Source organism: Phenylobacterium sp. P4_E10, assembly GCF_056401675.1.
In genome coordinates, this window is the sequence record NZ_JBFUIW010000004.1 from 282,675 (window position 1) to 295,991 (window position 13,317).

Here is a 13,317-nt window from a genome sequence, read left to right on the forward strand (position 1 = left end):
TGTCATCCCAAACCATAGTGACGCTTCGGTGCAACATCCCTGTTGAATTTGGGGCACAGGTCGTTAGTTTCGATCAGCAATGGCGTTCCTGGGTCACGATGGCGGAACTCACGCGGCGCCCGCTGCGCGGTTCTGGCGGGCGTTGCGGTCGCGCTATGTGCTGGGAGGCGGATACGCGGTCGCCGCGATCCTGACGGCGGTCGCCATCCTGCTGGCCGCCTCGCCGCCCGAGACCGGGCCGCTGGCGCCGGCCTCCAAGAACATCCTCGCGATCCTCGCGCTCAACATGGTGCTGATCCTGGCGCTCGCCGTGCAGGTGGGCCTGCGGGTCGCGACCATGCTGCGGGCGCGCTCGACCGACCCCGCGGCGCGGCTCCACGTCCGCTTCGTGACCCTGTTCGCCCTGGCCGCAGTGGCCCCGGCCATGGTGGTCGCGCTGTTCTATACGGTGCTGGTCAATCGCGGCGTTGAGAACTGGTTCTCCGAGCGCGTGCAGACCGTGGTGGAGAACTCCGCCACGGTGATGCGCTCCTACGTCCAGGATCAGACGCGGTTCGTGGAGGACCACGTCTCCCTGATGGCGGTGGACCTCAATCGCGCCGCGCCGGCCCTCCAGGCCAGTCCGGTGACCTTCAGCCACTTCCTGGCCTACCAGGCCTCCTACCACGCTTTCCCGGCCGCCTATCTGATCGACCGCGAAGGGCGGATCTTGGCGCGGGCCGAAACCGTGGACGCGCCGCGGTTCCTGGCGCCGCCGGAATCGAGCTTTGCGGCTGCGGACGAGGAGGGGGTGATCTCGGTTTCCCCGAACCTCACACGGGCGCTGTACAAGCTGTCGGCGTTCCCGGAGGCCTACCTCTATGTGACGCGGCCGGTTCAGGCGGGCATCGTTACCCAGTTGCACGATGCGGACCGGGCGGTCACGGCCTATCGCGAGGCCGCCGAAAGTCGCGCGCAAATCCAAAGAGTGTTTGCGCTTTCCTACATCGAGACGGCGCTGCTGGTTCTGGTCGGCGCGATCTGGCTCGGCATGGGCGCGGCCAGCGCCATCTCGGCTCCGGTAGGCCGTCTGGTCCAGGCCGCGGGCCGGGTCGCGGGCGGCGACCTCGACGTGCGCGTCGACGCCTCCAAGGATCCCGAAGAACTGGCGGTGTTGTCGCGCGCCTTCAACAGCATGACGCACGACCTTCAGGCCCAGCAGGCGGCCCTGAAACGCGCCGGCGACGAGGCCGAGGAACGCCGGCAGTTCATCGAAACCGTGCTGGCCGAAGTGTCGGCAGGCGTCATCGGTTTGGATTCCGACGGTCAGATCTCGGCGGTCAATCGTCAGGCGCGGCTGCTGCTCGATCTGCCCGATGGGCCGACCCGCGGCAGCAACCTCGCGGAGGTCGCACCGGAGTTCGTCAGCATCGCTGAGCGGGCCGACATGGTCGGCGAGGCCGAGGAGGAGGTCGACTTCGCACGAGATCGCGAGACCTATCGCCTGCGAGTCCGCGCCAGTCGGTCCGAAGGTGGGTTGGTGCTGACCTTCGACGACATCACCCGCCTGGTCTCGGCCCAGCGGAATGCGGCCTGGCGCGATGTCGCCCGGCGCATCGCCCATGAGATCAAGAACCCGTTGACCCCGATCCAACTCTCGGCCGAACGCCTGCGCCGCAAGTTCCGCAAGGTGGTGGCCGAGGAGGATCTGGAGACCTTTGACCGCTGCACCGACACCATCGTCCGCCAGGTCGATGGGATTGGTCGCATGGTCGACGAGTTCTCGTCGTTCGCCCGAATGCCGGCCCCGAAGTTCGCCGAGCAGGACGGCGCTGAGCTGGTGCGCGCGGCGGTGTTCGCACAGCGGGTGGCGAGCCCCGACATCGATGTCGAACTGCTGGACCCGGTGCCGCAAGTCACCCTATTGGCGGATAGCAGAATGCTGGCGCAGGCGCTGACAAACGTGCTCAAGAACGCAGCCGAGGCGGTCGCCGCCCGCAGCGCCATCGAGCCGGAACTGCAGGGGCGGATCACCGCCCGGCTCGTCTCCGACGAACACGGTGTGCAGGTGATCGTCGAGGACAACGGCGTGGGCCTGCCCGCCAAGGATCGCGACCGGCTGACGGAGCCCTATGTCACCACCCGCGAGAAGGGTACGGGGCTAGGGCTGGCGATCGTGAAACGTATTCTGGAAGACCACGGCGGCGAACTGATTCTGACCGACGCGGTCGGCGGTCGGGGCGCCCAGGCGGTCCTGAAGCTACCTACGGCGGCGCGGATCCGGTCCGCGGCTGCTGAGCCTGAGCAGGCGCAAGACGCGGGAGTGATGTGATGGCGGCTGACGTTCTGGTTGTCGATGACGAAGCGGACATCCGCGATCTCGTGGCCGGCATCCTGTCGGACGAGGGCTATGCGGTGCGAACGGCCAACGACTCCGAGAGCGCCTTGGCGGCGATCAAGTCGCGCAAGCCGGCTCTGCTGATCCTCGACATCTGGATGCAGGGCGGGGGGATGGACGGTCTGGAGCTGCTTGACCTGGTCAAGACGCTCGACACCGACATTCCGGTGATCATGATTTCGGGCCACGGCAACATCGAGACAGCGGTCAGCGCGATCAAGCGCGGCGCCTATGAGTTCCTCGAAAAGCCGTTCAAGTCCGACCGGCTGCTGCTGTGCGTGGAACGGGCGCTGGAAACCAGCAACCTGAAGCGCGAGAACCGCCGCCTGCGGGCGCAGACGATTCAGCCGGAAGGCCTCATCGGGAAGTCGGTTGTCACCCAACAACTGCGTGGCCTGATCGCCAAGCTGGCGTCGGCCAACAGCCGGGTGCTGATCGGCGGCCCGCCTGGATCGGGCAAGGAAACCGTCGCGCGCCTCATCCACGGAGCCAGCCCGCGAGCGCGCAACGAGTTCGTGGTGATCAGCGCCGCCGGCATGACCCCCGAACGCGTCGATATCGAGATGTTCGGTGAGGAGGTCGAGGGCGGCCGCCCGGCCAAGATCGGGGTGTTCGAGCGCGCCCACGGCGGCACACTCTACCTCGACGAGGTCGCCGACATGCCGCGCGAGACCCAGAGCCGCATCCTGCGAGTGTTGGTCGAACAGCGCTTCCGGCGAGTGGGCGGCGAGCAGGACGTCCAGGTGGACGTACGCGTCGTCTCATCGACCTCTCGCGACCTTCGCGAGGAGATCAATGCGGGCCGCTTCCGCGAGGACCTGTTCCACCGCCTGAACGTGGTGCCGGTGACGGTGCCCGGGCTTTCCGAGCGCCGCGAGGATATCCCCGAACTGATCGACTATTTCGTCAACCGGATCTGCGAGGCGACCGGCATGCCGCGCCGGCGGCTGGCGGACGACGCCCTGGCGACGCTGCAGGTGCGGGCCTGGCCCGGCAACCTCAGCCAGCTCCGCAACAATGTGGAGCGCATGCTGATCCTAGCCGCGGGCGATCCCAGCGAACCGATCACGGCGGAGATGTTGCCGGGAGAGGTCGCGGTGACCGATCAGCCGTCGGCTCTGGGGGCCGACAAGATCATCGCCCTGCCGCTGCGCGAGGCGCGCGAGGTGTTCGAGCGCGAGTACCTGAACGCCCAGATGCTGCGCTTCTCGGGCAACATCTCGCGGACCGCCGCCTTTATCGGCATGGAGCGCTCGGCGCTGCACCGCAAGCTGAAGTCGCTGGGCCTGTCCGGGGCTCGCCCCATGGAAGAAGAGGACGCGTAGGGTGGGGCGTATCGCCTATGTGAACGGCCAGTTCGTGCGGCACGGCGAGGCCGTGGTGCACATCGAGGACCGCGGCTACCAGTTGGCCGACGCAGTGTACGAGGTCTGGGCCCTGTTCGACGGCAAGCTGGCCGACGCCGAGGGGCATTTCGCGCGCCTCGAGCGCAGCCTGGGCGAGCTGCGGATCCCGATGCCGATGAGCCGCCAGGCCCTGACCATTGTCCTGCGCGAGGCGGTGCGCCGCAATCGCGTCAGCGAGGGGCTGCTCTACCTTCAGGTCGGCCGAGGCGTCGCGCCGCGCGGCCACGCTTTTCCGGACGTTCCGGTGGCCCCGAGCGTCGTGATCACGGTCTCGCCGGTCGACCGCGTTTCCAGCGAGGCCAAGGCCGCCAAGGGCGTAAAGGTCGTCACCACGCCGGAAAACCGCTGGGGCCGCTGCGACATCAAGACCGTCGGGTTGCTCCCCAACGCCCTGGCCAAGCAGGCCGCCAAGGAGCAGGGCGCGGCCGAAGCCTGGTTCGTGGATGAACTGGGTTTCGTCACCGAGGGCGCCTCGTCTAACGCCTGGATCATCGACGCCGACGGCGTGCTGCGCACCCGCGACACCAACGCCAACATCCTTCGTGGCGTCACCCGCCGCACCCTGCTGGACGTGCTCCGCAACGAGGGCATGAAGGTCGAGGAACGGCCGTTTACGCCCGACGAGGCGCTATCGGCGAAGGAAGCGTTCGTCACCGGCGCAGGCAGTCTGGTGCTGCCCGTGGTGGCCGTTGACGGCAAGCCGGTTGGAAATGGATCGGTCGGACCGGTAGCGATGAAGCTCCGTCGCCTCTATATCGAGCGGGCGAGGGCGACAGCCATCTGATGTTCCGTGTGCGATTGCGCCGGTCACAGTCGGCGCGATAGCTTCATGCGTGTGTGTGGGAGGCGTCTTGCCTCCCGAAACAGAAAAAAGGGCGACAAGCCATGTCCGGCAACGAAAAGAAACAGAACCTCCAGGACACGTTCCTGAACAGCGTGCGCAAATCCAAGACGCCGCTGACGATCTTCCTGGTGAACGGCGTGAAGCTGCAGGGCGTCGTGAGCTGGTTCGACAATTTCTGCGTGCTCCTGCGTCGCGACGGCCAGTCGCAGTTGGTCTACAAGCACGCCATTTCCACCATCATGCCGGCTCAGCCCGTTCAGCTCTATGAACCGGCGGAAGACGAGGGCGATTGACCTCCAAGTCCATCGAACGTGAAGCGCCCCCTCAGGGGGCGCTTGTCATTCATCCCCAGCGTGACGGCCGCGACTCAGGTCGCAGCTCTCAGGCGCGCCTGGAAGAGGCCATCGGCCTCTCCCTGGCGCTCGACCTGGAAATCAGGGACGCGATCATCGCGCCGCTGCGCAAGCGCATGCCCGCCACTCTGTTCGGCAGCGGCAAGGTGCTGGAGATCGGCGTGCTGTGCGAGCAGCTGGAGGTCGATGTCGCCGTCGTTGACGACGCCCTGACCCCGGTTCAGCAGCGGAACCTGGAAAAGGCCTGGAAGGTGAAGGTCATCGACCGCACCGGCCTGATCCTCGAGATCTTCGCCCGCCGCGCGCGGACCCGCGAAGGCATCCTGCAGGTCGAGCTGGCGCGGCTCTCCTACGAGCGCTCGCGCCTTGTGCGCACCTGGACCCACCTGGAGCGCCAGCGCGGCGGCTTCGGCGTCATGGGCGGTCCTGGCGAAACCCAGATCGAGACCGACCGCCGGCTGCTGGCCGAGAAGATCGGCAAGCTCAAGCGCGACCTCACCGAGGTCCGGCGGACCCGCAACCTGCAGCGCGGCGCGCGCCAGCGCCATCCGTTCCCGTCCGTGGCCCTGGTCGGCTACACCAACGCCGGGAAGTCGACGCTTTTCAACCGCCTGACCAACGCCGACGTGATGGTCGAGGACATGCTGTTCGCGACCCTCGATCCGACCCTGCGGATGCTGAACCTGCCTGACGGCCGGCCGGCGATCCTGTCGGACACCGTGGGCTTCATCTCCGACCTGCCGCACGAGCTGGTCGAGTCGTTCCGCGCCACCCTCGAGGAGGTCAAGGAAGCAGACGTCATCCTGCACGTGCGCGACATCGCCAGCGAGGAGACGGAGGCCGAGGCCGAGGACGTCCGCACGGTGCTCAACCGCCTGGGCATCGAAGTCGCTGAACGCAATGTCGTCGAGGTCTGGAACAAGGCCGACCTGGTCGATCCCGAGGACCGCGAGCAGCTGGCGGGCGACGCGCGCCGCCATCATCCGCAGGCGATCCTGCTCTCGGCGGTGACCGGCGCCGGCACTGAAGCCCTGTTGGCGACGATCGCGCGGCTGGTCGACGACGCGCCGCCGGTCTCGGTCTACGTGACCCCTGAGCTCGGCGCCGCGCTCGCTTGGCTCTATCGCCACGGCCGGGTCATGGACCGGGTCGATGACGACGAGGGCGGGGTGCGTATCGCCGTGCGGCTCAGCCCGCAGGCTCTGGGCCAGTTCGAGCAGCTGTATCCGCGGGTCGAGCTGACGCCGCTCTAGCTGCGCTCAGCCGCCTTGGCCGCGTCCCAGAGCGCGTCCATCTCTGCGAGGTCCGACTGGTCCGCGGTCTTTCCGCGGGCGGCCAGTTCACGCTCGATATACTGGAATCGCCGCGCGAACTTGGCGTTGGTCGAGCGCAGGGCGTCCTCGGGCTCCAGGTCCAGCTTGCGGGCCAGGTTGGCGCAGACGAACAGGATGTCGCCGAGCTCGTCGCGCAGGCGCACGGCGTCGCCTCCGGCCGCGATCTCGGCCTCCAGTTCGGCGGTTTCCTCGCGCAGTTTGTCGAGCACGAACGATACGTGCGGCCAGTCGAAGCCGACCCGGGCCGCCCGCGCCGTCAGCTTCACCGCGCGGGTGAGGGCGGGCAGGCCGGTGGGCACGTCGTCCAGCAGACTCTGGTTCTTGCCCTTCTTGGCGCGCTCCTGGGCCTTGATGACCTCCCAGGCGCGGGTCTGCTCGGCGCTGGTGCGCTGCTCGTCCTCGCCAAACACATGCGGATGCCGGCGGATCATCTTCTCCGAGATCGCGTTGGCGACGTCGTCGAAGGCGAACGCACCTTGTTCCTGGGCCATCCGACTATGGAACACGACCTGCAGCAACAGGTCGCCCAGTTCCTCCCTCAGGTCCGAGAGATCGCCGCGCTCGATGGCGTCGGCGACCTCATAGGCCTCCTCGACCGTATAGGGCGCGATCGTCGCGAAGGTCTGTTCGAGGTCCCAGGCGCAGCCGCCATCCGGGTCGCGCAGGCGAGCCATGATGGCGATCAGACGGTCGATAGGCTTCTCGTCACTCGGCAGGTCGGACAGCGGCATGGATCTCTTCGGTGATCTTCGGTTCGGAGCCGATCTCGGGCGCGGCCTCGGCGAGGCCCGGTTCCTTCATATCCCGAGCCGCCAGCGCCGCGCGAATCTGCGCATGGCGTTCCGAGGTTAGCGGGAAACCCCAGACGATCAGGCTGGCGATCACCGCCATGCCTGCTGGAACCGCGGCGAACAGCACGGCCAGGCCGCCGAGGCCAGCGTCGATGCCCTGGCCTTTGGGGTCGAAGCCCAGCATCTGCAGCAGCGGGAAGGTGACGAACACCGCCGCGGCGGAACCGACTTTCACGGTCCCGGAAAGGATCGCATAGAGCAGGCCGGTGCGGTCGACGCCGCTCTCCAGCCGTTCCTCGTCGCCGATGTCGGCCATCATCGCGCGCAGCAGGAAGGCGCCGGCTGCGTAAGGCACGCCGATCAGGAACATCAGGGTCGCCGCGGGGACCATCGCCCCCTGCGGGATCAGCAGCGAGCACATGGTCATCGCCGCGTAGACCACGCCGGAGACGGCCAGGGCCCTGTGCTTGGAGATGCGGTAGGAAAGCCAGGTCCAGACCGGCGCGCCGACCAGGCCGCCGATGAAGTAGATCAGCAGCAGCAGGCTGGCCTCGCCGTGGGTGAAGCCCTTCACCCGGCCGAAGAAGAAGAAGAACAGCGCGCCGGTGATGGCCGGACCGGTGCCGATCAGCAGGTCGGCCAGCAGGATTCGCACCACGGACGGACGCTTGAACAGCGAGAGGTACTCACGGAAGCCGGACTTCTTGACCTCCGACGCCACCTGCGGCTCGGGCACCTTCCACAGGGCCAGGGCGACGGTGATCGGCATCAGAATGACGATGAACCAGCCCATCGCCTGAACGCCGGAATTGTGCCCCTTCACCCCCAGCAGCGGCAGGAGTGCTGGAAGGGTCAGCACGAAGATCATGCCGACCACGTTGCCGGCCTGCCACCAGCCATAGATCCGTGATCGCTGGTCATACTGGGGCGACAGCACCGCCGCCCAGGAGAGCTGCGAGAGGCCCGCGATAGAGACCCCGGCATAGACCACCAACAGCCAGGCCCAGAGATAGATGCTCGAGATGCCCGGCTTGGCCATGAACAGCATGTACGAGGCCAGCATCAGGATCGGCGCACTGATCGCGAACCACAGCTTGAAGCGGCCGAACCGCGAACGCGTGCGGTCCATGACGCCGCCGATATAGGGGTCGAAGGCCATATCCAGCAGCCGCACGGCGCCGAACGCCGCACCGACCGCGGTCAGGCTGAGGCCCAGCTCACTGGCGTAGTATTCCGGGAGGTAGACCACCAGCGGCAGGCCAAGGCCTGCAAGGGGAAGACAGGGTGCGGCCAGCGCGGCCAAAGTCCAGTTGGAACGTCGTTCCGCCTGCGCTGTCATCGTCCTCATCCCCTAAGGCCTCCGGATCTACAGGGGTCCGGCGGGCGGCGGCGATGTGACTCCTCCAGGCGCCCGTGTGCAAGGCCTATCGGCGTTATCGCCGGGCGTACGCGTCGCCGCGGCCCAACCGAGTGGCGAAGCGCTGCATGGCGTATTCGGCGTCCGACCAGGTGGTCGTGTACTGGGATTGGCGGATGTCGGTTTCGTACCACTTGAACATCACCGGCGTGACCTCGCCGTCGATCGAGATCGCCCGCCCCTCGATGGTCGCGCCGCCGACGCCGAAGCTTTGAAGCGAAAGGCCCGGCGTATTTCCCATCTGCTTGAAGGTCGGACGGTTGGGCTGAGCGTCCACCAGCACCAGTTCGAGCCGCCCGCCGGCCAGCACCCCGGTCTTCTCCATCTCCCGCGCGACTTCCTTGCGCAGGTCCCTGGCCAGGCGTTCGACGTCGCGGACGCCGTACTCGTCGACGGCCTTCTGGCGGAGTTCAGGGCTGAGCGTGACATCCACGCTGGCGACCGTCGCCATGGGTTCAGCGAGGGCCGATCCGACCAGCCCGAGGGCCGCAAGAGCAGTGAAAAGCAAGACGCGCATGACAGGCTCCTGAAGGACGCGATCCGCCTCATTCAGATAGGTGGGCGACCCGGCCGTTGCAAAGTCCAACCGCCAAGCGTGGCCTTAGTGTGGCGACCAACCCAGGCTTGACCAATCCCAGGCGGCGCCCAAGTCTCGCCCTTGGGGATGGGGCGCGAGACAAGTTCAACGGTCAGATGGAGATGGCCTGTGGCGCATAAGTTCGAGATCTATAAGGACAAATCCGGCGAGTTCCGGGTCAGGTTCAAGTACAACGGCGAGGTGATCTTCTCGACCGAGGGCTATGCCTCGAAGTCCGGCGCCCAGAACGCCATCGAGTCCATCAAGAAGAACGGCCCCGACGCGCCGACTGAAGACAACAGCTAGGCTGATGCAGCCTCCAGGCGCGCGAGATCGTCGCGCGCCTGGGCGGCGATCTCGAACGATCGCACCCGCGCGGCATGGTCGAAGACCTGCGCGGTCACCATCAATTCATCTGCTCCCGTGCGCTCGATGAAGCTCCGTAGGCCGTCGCGCACCCTTTCGGGCGAGCCGACGATCGAGCAGCTCAGGCTCTGGCGCAGCATCGCCCCGCCCATTTCGTCCAGCTTGCCCTGGGGATCGTCGATCGGCGCCGGCAGCGGGCCGGGACGGCCTTGGCCGAGGTTGATGAAGGCCTGCTTCAGCGACGTGAACAGCCGCTGGGCCTCGTCGTCGGTGTCGGCCGCCGTGACGTTCACCCCCAACATGACGTGCGGCTTGGCCAGGTGCTCGGAGGGGCGGAACTGGCTGCGATAGACCGACAGCGCCAGATCCAGCTGGGAAGGCGCGAAGTGTGACGCGAAGGCGTAGGGCAGGCCGAGCGCGGCCGCCAATTGGGCGCCGTACGTGCTCGATCCCAACATCCAGAACTCGACCTCGAGGCCGGCGCCTGGAACTGCGCGGATCAGCTGCCCGGGCTTCGCCGGCTCGAAGTAGTTCATCAGCTCGATGACGTCGCGGGGGAAGTCGTCGATGTCGCCGGTCAGGGTGCGTCGCAAGGCGCGCGCTGTCGCCTGGTCTGAGCCCGGCGCGCGGCCCAGCCCGAGGTCGATCCGGCCCGGATAGAGCGCAGCCAGGGTGCCGAACTGCTCGGCGATGATCAGCGGGGCGTGGTTCGGCAACATGATGCCGCCAGCCCCGACCCGGATCGTCGAGGTCGCCTGCGCCACATGGCCGATGACCACGGCGGTGGCGGCGCTGGCCACGCCCGCCATGTTGTGGTGCTCGGCCAGCCAATAGCGCCTGTAGCCGAAGCGCTCGGCCTGCTGGGCCAGGTCACGGGTGTTGCGCAGCGACTGCGCGGCGTCGCCGCCTTCGACGATCGGCGAAAGATCGAGAACCGAGAGATCAACCATCTGAGCCATATAGGCGTCTCTGCGCCCCAGGCGAGAGGGGATCAGCGGAACAGTGACAGAAGCAGCGACGGCGTCTGGTTGGCGATCCGCAAGGCCTGGATCGCCAGCTGCTGCATGACCGAGAGCGCCTGGAGCCTGGCGCTCTCCTTGGCGATGTCGGCGTCGACCAGATTCCCGACCCCGGCGTCAAAGCTGTCCTGCAGCTTCGCGCTCATCTCGAGGTGGCGGTCGAGAGACTTGGCCCCGACCCCGAACTTCGACAGCGCCGACGAGACCTTCTGGATGGCGGCGTCGATGTTGTCGATGTCGGCGGAGGTGACCGCGCCGGTTAGGCCGGTGAGCGTCGAGGAGATCGCCGCGCCGCCCGTCGACAGATCGATATGGTCGATGTCGATCGTGGCGCTGGCCTTGGTGTTGGCCAGGGCGCGGATGGTCCCGCCGGCGCCGGCCGAGACCAGGTTCACCCCGTCGAAGCTGGCACCGGAGACCACCGTGTCGATCTGTCGGCGAAGCGCCACGTACTCCTCGTTCAGCGCTGCGCGGCTGGCGGTCGACAGGCCCACCTCGGTGGCGGCGAGCGCCTTCTCCTTCATCTGGGTCAGCAGATCGGAAATCGATTCTCCGGCGGTTAGCGCGGTGTCGACCACCGACTGTCCGCGCTGAAGCGACGACATCACGGCGTCGAGCGACTTGGATTCCGCACGCATGTTCTGGGCGATGGCCCAGATGGCGGGATTGTCCTTGGGACTGGCGATCTTCAGGCCGGTGGAGATCCGGCGCTGGACCTCGGCGTACTCGCCATTGATCTTGTTGAGGCTCTGCAGGGCGATCATCGCGCCCACGTTCGTATTGACGCTGTTCAGCGACATGACGAAGCCTCGGTTCGAGAGGCGGGCGCTCCAAGAGCTCCGCAAGGCGTTATGCCTCGGGCGTGAATCTACGGCCTCAGGGTTGGCGGAAGCTTACCGGTCCATGAAAAGGTGGTTCGGCGTGTTGACCCTCCCACCGTGGGAAACTCCAATCAGCGGGCCAGACCACCAGTACCCGAGCCCCGTTTTGCGGCTCGCATTGCTTTGAGGACCGCCCGCGATGAAGGACCTAGACCGACGCCAGCTGTTGCGGGGCGGCTCCGCGCTCGGCGGTGCGGCCCTGCTGGGCGCGTGGTTGCCGGCCTGGGCGCAGAGCGGGGCGCCGAGCCTGCCGACCGTCTCCGGCGAAGACATCAAGCTCACGATCGGCCACAGCGCCTTCAAGGTCGACGGCCGCGAGGGACACGCGGTCACCACCAACGGGACCGTGCCGGGACCTTTGGTGCGCCTGAAGGAAGGCCAGAAGGTCCGTCTTTCGGTGACCAACACCCTGGACGAGGACACATCGATCCACTGGCACGGTCTGCTGCTGCCGTTCCAGATGGACGGGGTGCCCGGCGTCAGCTTCCCGGGCATCAAGCCGGGCGAGACTTTCACCTACGAGTTCAAGGTCCGGCAGGCAGGGACCTACTGGTACCACAGCCATTCCGGCTTGCAGGAGCAGATGGGGCACTACGGCCCGATCGTCATCGATCCGGCCGGTGAGGATCCGGTGAAGTACGACCGGGAGCATGTGATCGTGCTCTCCGATTACAGCTTCATGCATCCGCATGAGATCTTCCGGAAGCTGAAGGCGCACGCTGGCTACTTCAACCACCAGAAGCAGACCGTCGCGGGCCTGATGAAGGGCGAGGACCAGTCGTTCGCGGAGCGTAAGGAATGGTCCAAGATGCTGATGGACCCGACCGACGTGCTCGACGTCACCGGGGCGACCTACACCTTCCTGATCAACGGCCATGGGCCAAAGGACAACTGGACCGGGCTGTTCACGCCTGGGGAGCGCGTGCGCCTGCGCTTCGTCAACGCCGGCGCCATGACCATCTTCAATGTCCGCATCCCCGGGCTGAAGCTACAGGTCGTCCAGTCTGACGGTCAGAACGTGCAGCCGGTCGAGGTAGACGAGTTCCAGATTTCGCCGGCCGAGACCTATGACGTCGTCGTGCAGCCCACCGCCGACCAGGCCTACACCCTGGTCGCCGAGGCCGCCGACCGCTCGGGCATGGGCCGCGCCACCTTGGCGCCCCGGCTGGGCATGGCCGCCGTCGTCCCGCCGCTCCGTAAGCGCCCGCTGCTCAACATGCGCGACATGGGCATGGACCATTCGGCCATGCCCGGCATGGAAGGGATGGACCACTCAGGCATGTCGATGCGCGATCCGCGCAACGCGCCTTCCGTGACGATGGGCCCTGGCGTGCAGATGATCTCGCCGATGCCGGTCGATCGCATCGGCGATCCGGGGCAGGGGCTCGAGGACGTCAGTCACAAGGTGCTGACCTACAAGGATCTGGCCTCGCTGGAGGCCAATCCGGACCCAAGGCCGCCCTCGCGGGAGCTGGAGATCCATCTCACCGGCAACATGGAGCGCTTCATGTGGGCGTTCGACGGTGTGAGCTACAGCCACCTGAAGGACCCGATCCCGTTCCGCTACAACGAACGGGTCCGCGTGGTGCTGGTCAACGACTCGATGATGGCCCACCCGATCCACCTGCACGGCCACTTCTTCGAGGTGGTGACCGGCAATCCGGGACGGCATCCGCGCAAGCACACGGTCAATGTCCTGCCGGGCGGCAAAGTGGCCTTCGATCTGACGGCCGACGAGCGCGGCGACTGGGCCTTCCACTGTCACCTGCTGTACCACATGCATGCGGGCATGTTTAACGTCGTCACGGTGCGTCCCCTGGAAGGAGGCGCCGCGTGAGCCGCCTGCTCCTGACAGCGCTGCTGCCGCTCGCCATCGCCACCCCGGCCTTCGCCCAGCACGAGGGCCATGGCGGGCGCGCCGCGCCGCCGCCGCCCGCGGCGGACCCGCACGC

12 protein-coding genes are annotated in these 13,317 nt (G+C 67.0%); 7 read left to right on the forward strand and 5 right to left on the reverse strand.

Going from position 1 to position 13,317, the window contains the following annotated elements:
* The first annotated feature begins 79 nt into the window (after nucleotides 1–79).
* The 5 genes from AC1DQJ_RS07065 (at nucleotide 80) to hflX (ending at nucleotide 6,233) form a co-directional block, all read left to right on the forward strand.
* On the forward strand, nucleotides 80–2,311 hold the full coding sequence (locus AC1DQJ_RS07065) for a sensor histidine kinase NtrY-like (protein WP_477601642.1): 2,232 nt from the start codon (nucleotides 80–82) through the stop codon (nucleotides 2,309–2,311).
* Nucleotides 2,311–3,702 (forward strand): nitrogen assimilation response regulator NtrX, encoded by a 1,392-nt coding sequence (ntrX, locus tag AC1DQJ_RS07070; RefSeq protein ID WP_477601644.1) that lies wholly within the window; start codon nucleotides 2,311–2,313, stop codon nucleotides 3,700–3,702. Before AC1DQJ_RS07065 ends, ntrX begins: the two co-directional genes overlap by 1 nt.
* Before the next feature lies 1 nt (nucleotide 3,703).
* Nucleotides 3,704–4,567, forward strand: a complete 864-nt coding sequence (locus AC1DQJ_RS07075; RefSeq protein WP_477601646.1) for a D-amino-acid transaminase — start codon at nucleotides 3,704–3,706, stop codon at nucleotides 4,565–4,567.
* A 101-nt stretch (nucleotides 4,568–4,668) separates the two neighbouring features.
* Nucleotides 4,669–4,920 carry an RNA chaperone Hfq gene (hfq, locus tag AC1DQJ_RS07080; protein ID WP_183770024.1) on the forward strand — a complete coding sequence of 84 codons (252 nt, stop codon included), beginning with the start codon at nucleotides 4,669–4,671 and terminating at the stop codon, nucleotides 4,918–4,920.
* Nucleotides 4,917–6,233: a GTPase HflX gene (hflX, locus tag AC1DQJ_RS07085; RefSeq protein WP_477601648.1), complete on the forward strand. Its 1,317-nt coding sequence runs from the start codon at nucleotides 4,917–4,919 to the stop codon at nucleotides 6,231–6,233. The genes hfq and hflX overlap by 4 nt, the downstream gene beginning before the upstream one ends.
* On the opposite strand, the gene mazG is transcribed toward hflX, so the two are convergent.
* From mazG to AC1DQJ_RS07100, 3 genes are all read right to left on the reverse strand, one after another.
* Complete coding sequence (gene mazG / locus AC1DQJ_RS07090; protein ID WP_477601650.1) at nucleotides 6,230–7,045, reverse strand: nucleoside triphosphate pyrophosphohydrolase; 816 nt, start codon at nucleotides 7,043–7,045, stop codon at nucleotides 6,230–6,232. The genes hflX and mazG overlap by 4 nt on opposite strands.
* Nucleotides 7,020–8,453 carry an MFS transporter gene (locus AC1DQJ_RS07095; RefSeq protein ID WP_477601652.1) on the reverse strand — a complete coding sequence of 478 codons (1,434 nt, stop codon included), beginning with the start codon at nucleotides 8,451–8,453 and terminating at the stop codon, nucleotides 7,020–7,022. Before AC1DQJ_RS07095 ends, mazG begins: the two co-directional genes overlap by 26 nt.
* A gap of 85 nt (nucleotides 8,454–8,538) precedes the next feature.
* On the reverse strand, nucleotides 8,539–9,039 hold the full coding sequence (locus tag AC1DQJ_RS07100; RefSeq protein WP_477601654.1) for a hypothetical protein: 501 nt from the start codon (nucleotides 9,037–9,039) through the stop codon (nucleotides 8,539–8,541).
* Between the two features lie 189 nt (nucleotides 9,040–9,228).
* Between AC1DQJ_RS07100 and AC1DQJ_RS07105 the strand changes: the two genes are divergently transcribed.
* Nucleotides 9,229–9,405 (forward strand): YegP family protein, encoded by a 177-nt coding sequence (locus tag AC1DQJ_RS07105; RefSeq protein WP_477601655.1) that lies wholly within the window; start codon nucleotides 9,229–9,231, stop codon nucleotides 9,403–9,405.
* Here AC1DQJ_RS07105 and AC1DQJ_RS07110 read toward each other — a convergent pair.
* On the reverse strand, nucleotides 9,402–10,415 hold the full coding sequence (locus tag AC1DQJ_RS07110) for an LLM class flavin-dependent oxidoreductase (RefSeq protein WP_477601669.1): 1,014 nt from the start codon (nucleotides 10,413–10,415) through the stop codon (nucleotides 9,402–9,404). The two genes, AC1DQJ_RS07105 and AC1DQJ_RS07110, sit on opposite strands and share 4 nt — an antisense overlap.
* A gap of 41 nt (nucleotides 10,416–10,456) precedes the next feature.
* A complete protein-coding gene (locus AC1DQJ_RS07115) occupies nucleotides 10,457–11,284 on the reverse strand; it encodes a flagellin (RefSeq protein ID WP_477601657.1) in 828 nt (275 codons plus the stop codon).
* Between the two features lie 220 nt (nucleotides 11,285–11,504).
* Between AC1DQJ_RS07115 and AC1DQJ_RS07120 the strand changes: the two genes are divergently transcribed.
* On the forward strand, nucleotides 11,505–13,202 hold the full coding sequence (locus tag AC1DQJ_RS07120; RefSeq protein ID WP_477601659.1) for a copper resistance system multicopper oxidase: 1,698 nt from the start codon (nucleotides 11,505–11,507) through the stop codon (nucleotides 13,200–13,202).
* Nucleotides 13,203–13,317: the final 115 nt, after the last annotated feature.

What these genes read in the sequence shown, in the direction of transcription:
- AC1DQJ_RS07065 (WP_477601642.1), top strand. Translation starts at nt 80, where the DNA reads ATGGCGTTCCTGGGTCACGATGGCGGAACTCACGCGGCGCCCGCTGCG.
- ntrX (WP_477601644.1), top strand. Translation starts at nt 2,311, where the DNA reads ATGGCGGCTGACGTTCTGGTTGTCGATGACGAAGCGGACATCCGCGAT.
- hfq (WP_183770024.1), top strand. Translation starts at nt 4,669, where the DNA reads ATGTCCGGCAACGAAAAGAAACAGAACCTCCAGGACACGTTCCTGAAC.
- mazG (WP_477601650.1), bottom strand. Translation starts at nt 7,045, where the DNA reads ATGCCGCTGTCCGACCTGCCGAGTGACGAGAAGCCTATCGACCGTCTG.
- AC1DQJ_RS07095 (WP_477601652.1), bottom strand. Translation starts at nt 8,453, where the DNA reads ATGAGGACGATGACAGCGCAGGCGGAACGACGTTCCAACTGGACTTTG.
- AC1DQJ_RS07100 (WP_477601654.1), bottom strand. Translation starts at nt 9,039, where the DNA reads ATGCGCGTCTTGCTTTTCACTGCTCTTGCGGCCCTCGGGCTGGTCGGA.
- AC1DQJ_RS07110 (WP_477601669.1), bottom strand. Translation starts at nt 10,415, where the DNA reads ATGGTTGATCTCTCGGTTCTCGATCTTTCGCCGATCGTCGAAGGCGGC.
- AC1DQJ_RS07115 (WP_477601657.1), bottom strand. Translation starts at nt 11,284, where the DNA reads ATGTCGCTGAACAGCGTCAATACGAACGTGGGCGCGATGATCGCCCTG.
- AC1DQJ_RS07120 (WP_477601659.1), top strand. Translation starts at nt 11,505, where the DNA reads ATGAAGGACCTAGACCGACGCCAGCTGTTGCGGGGCGGCTCCGCGCTC.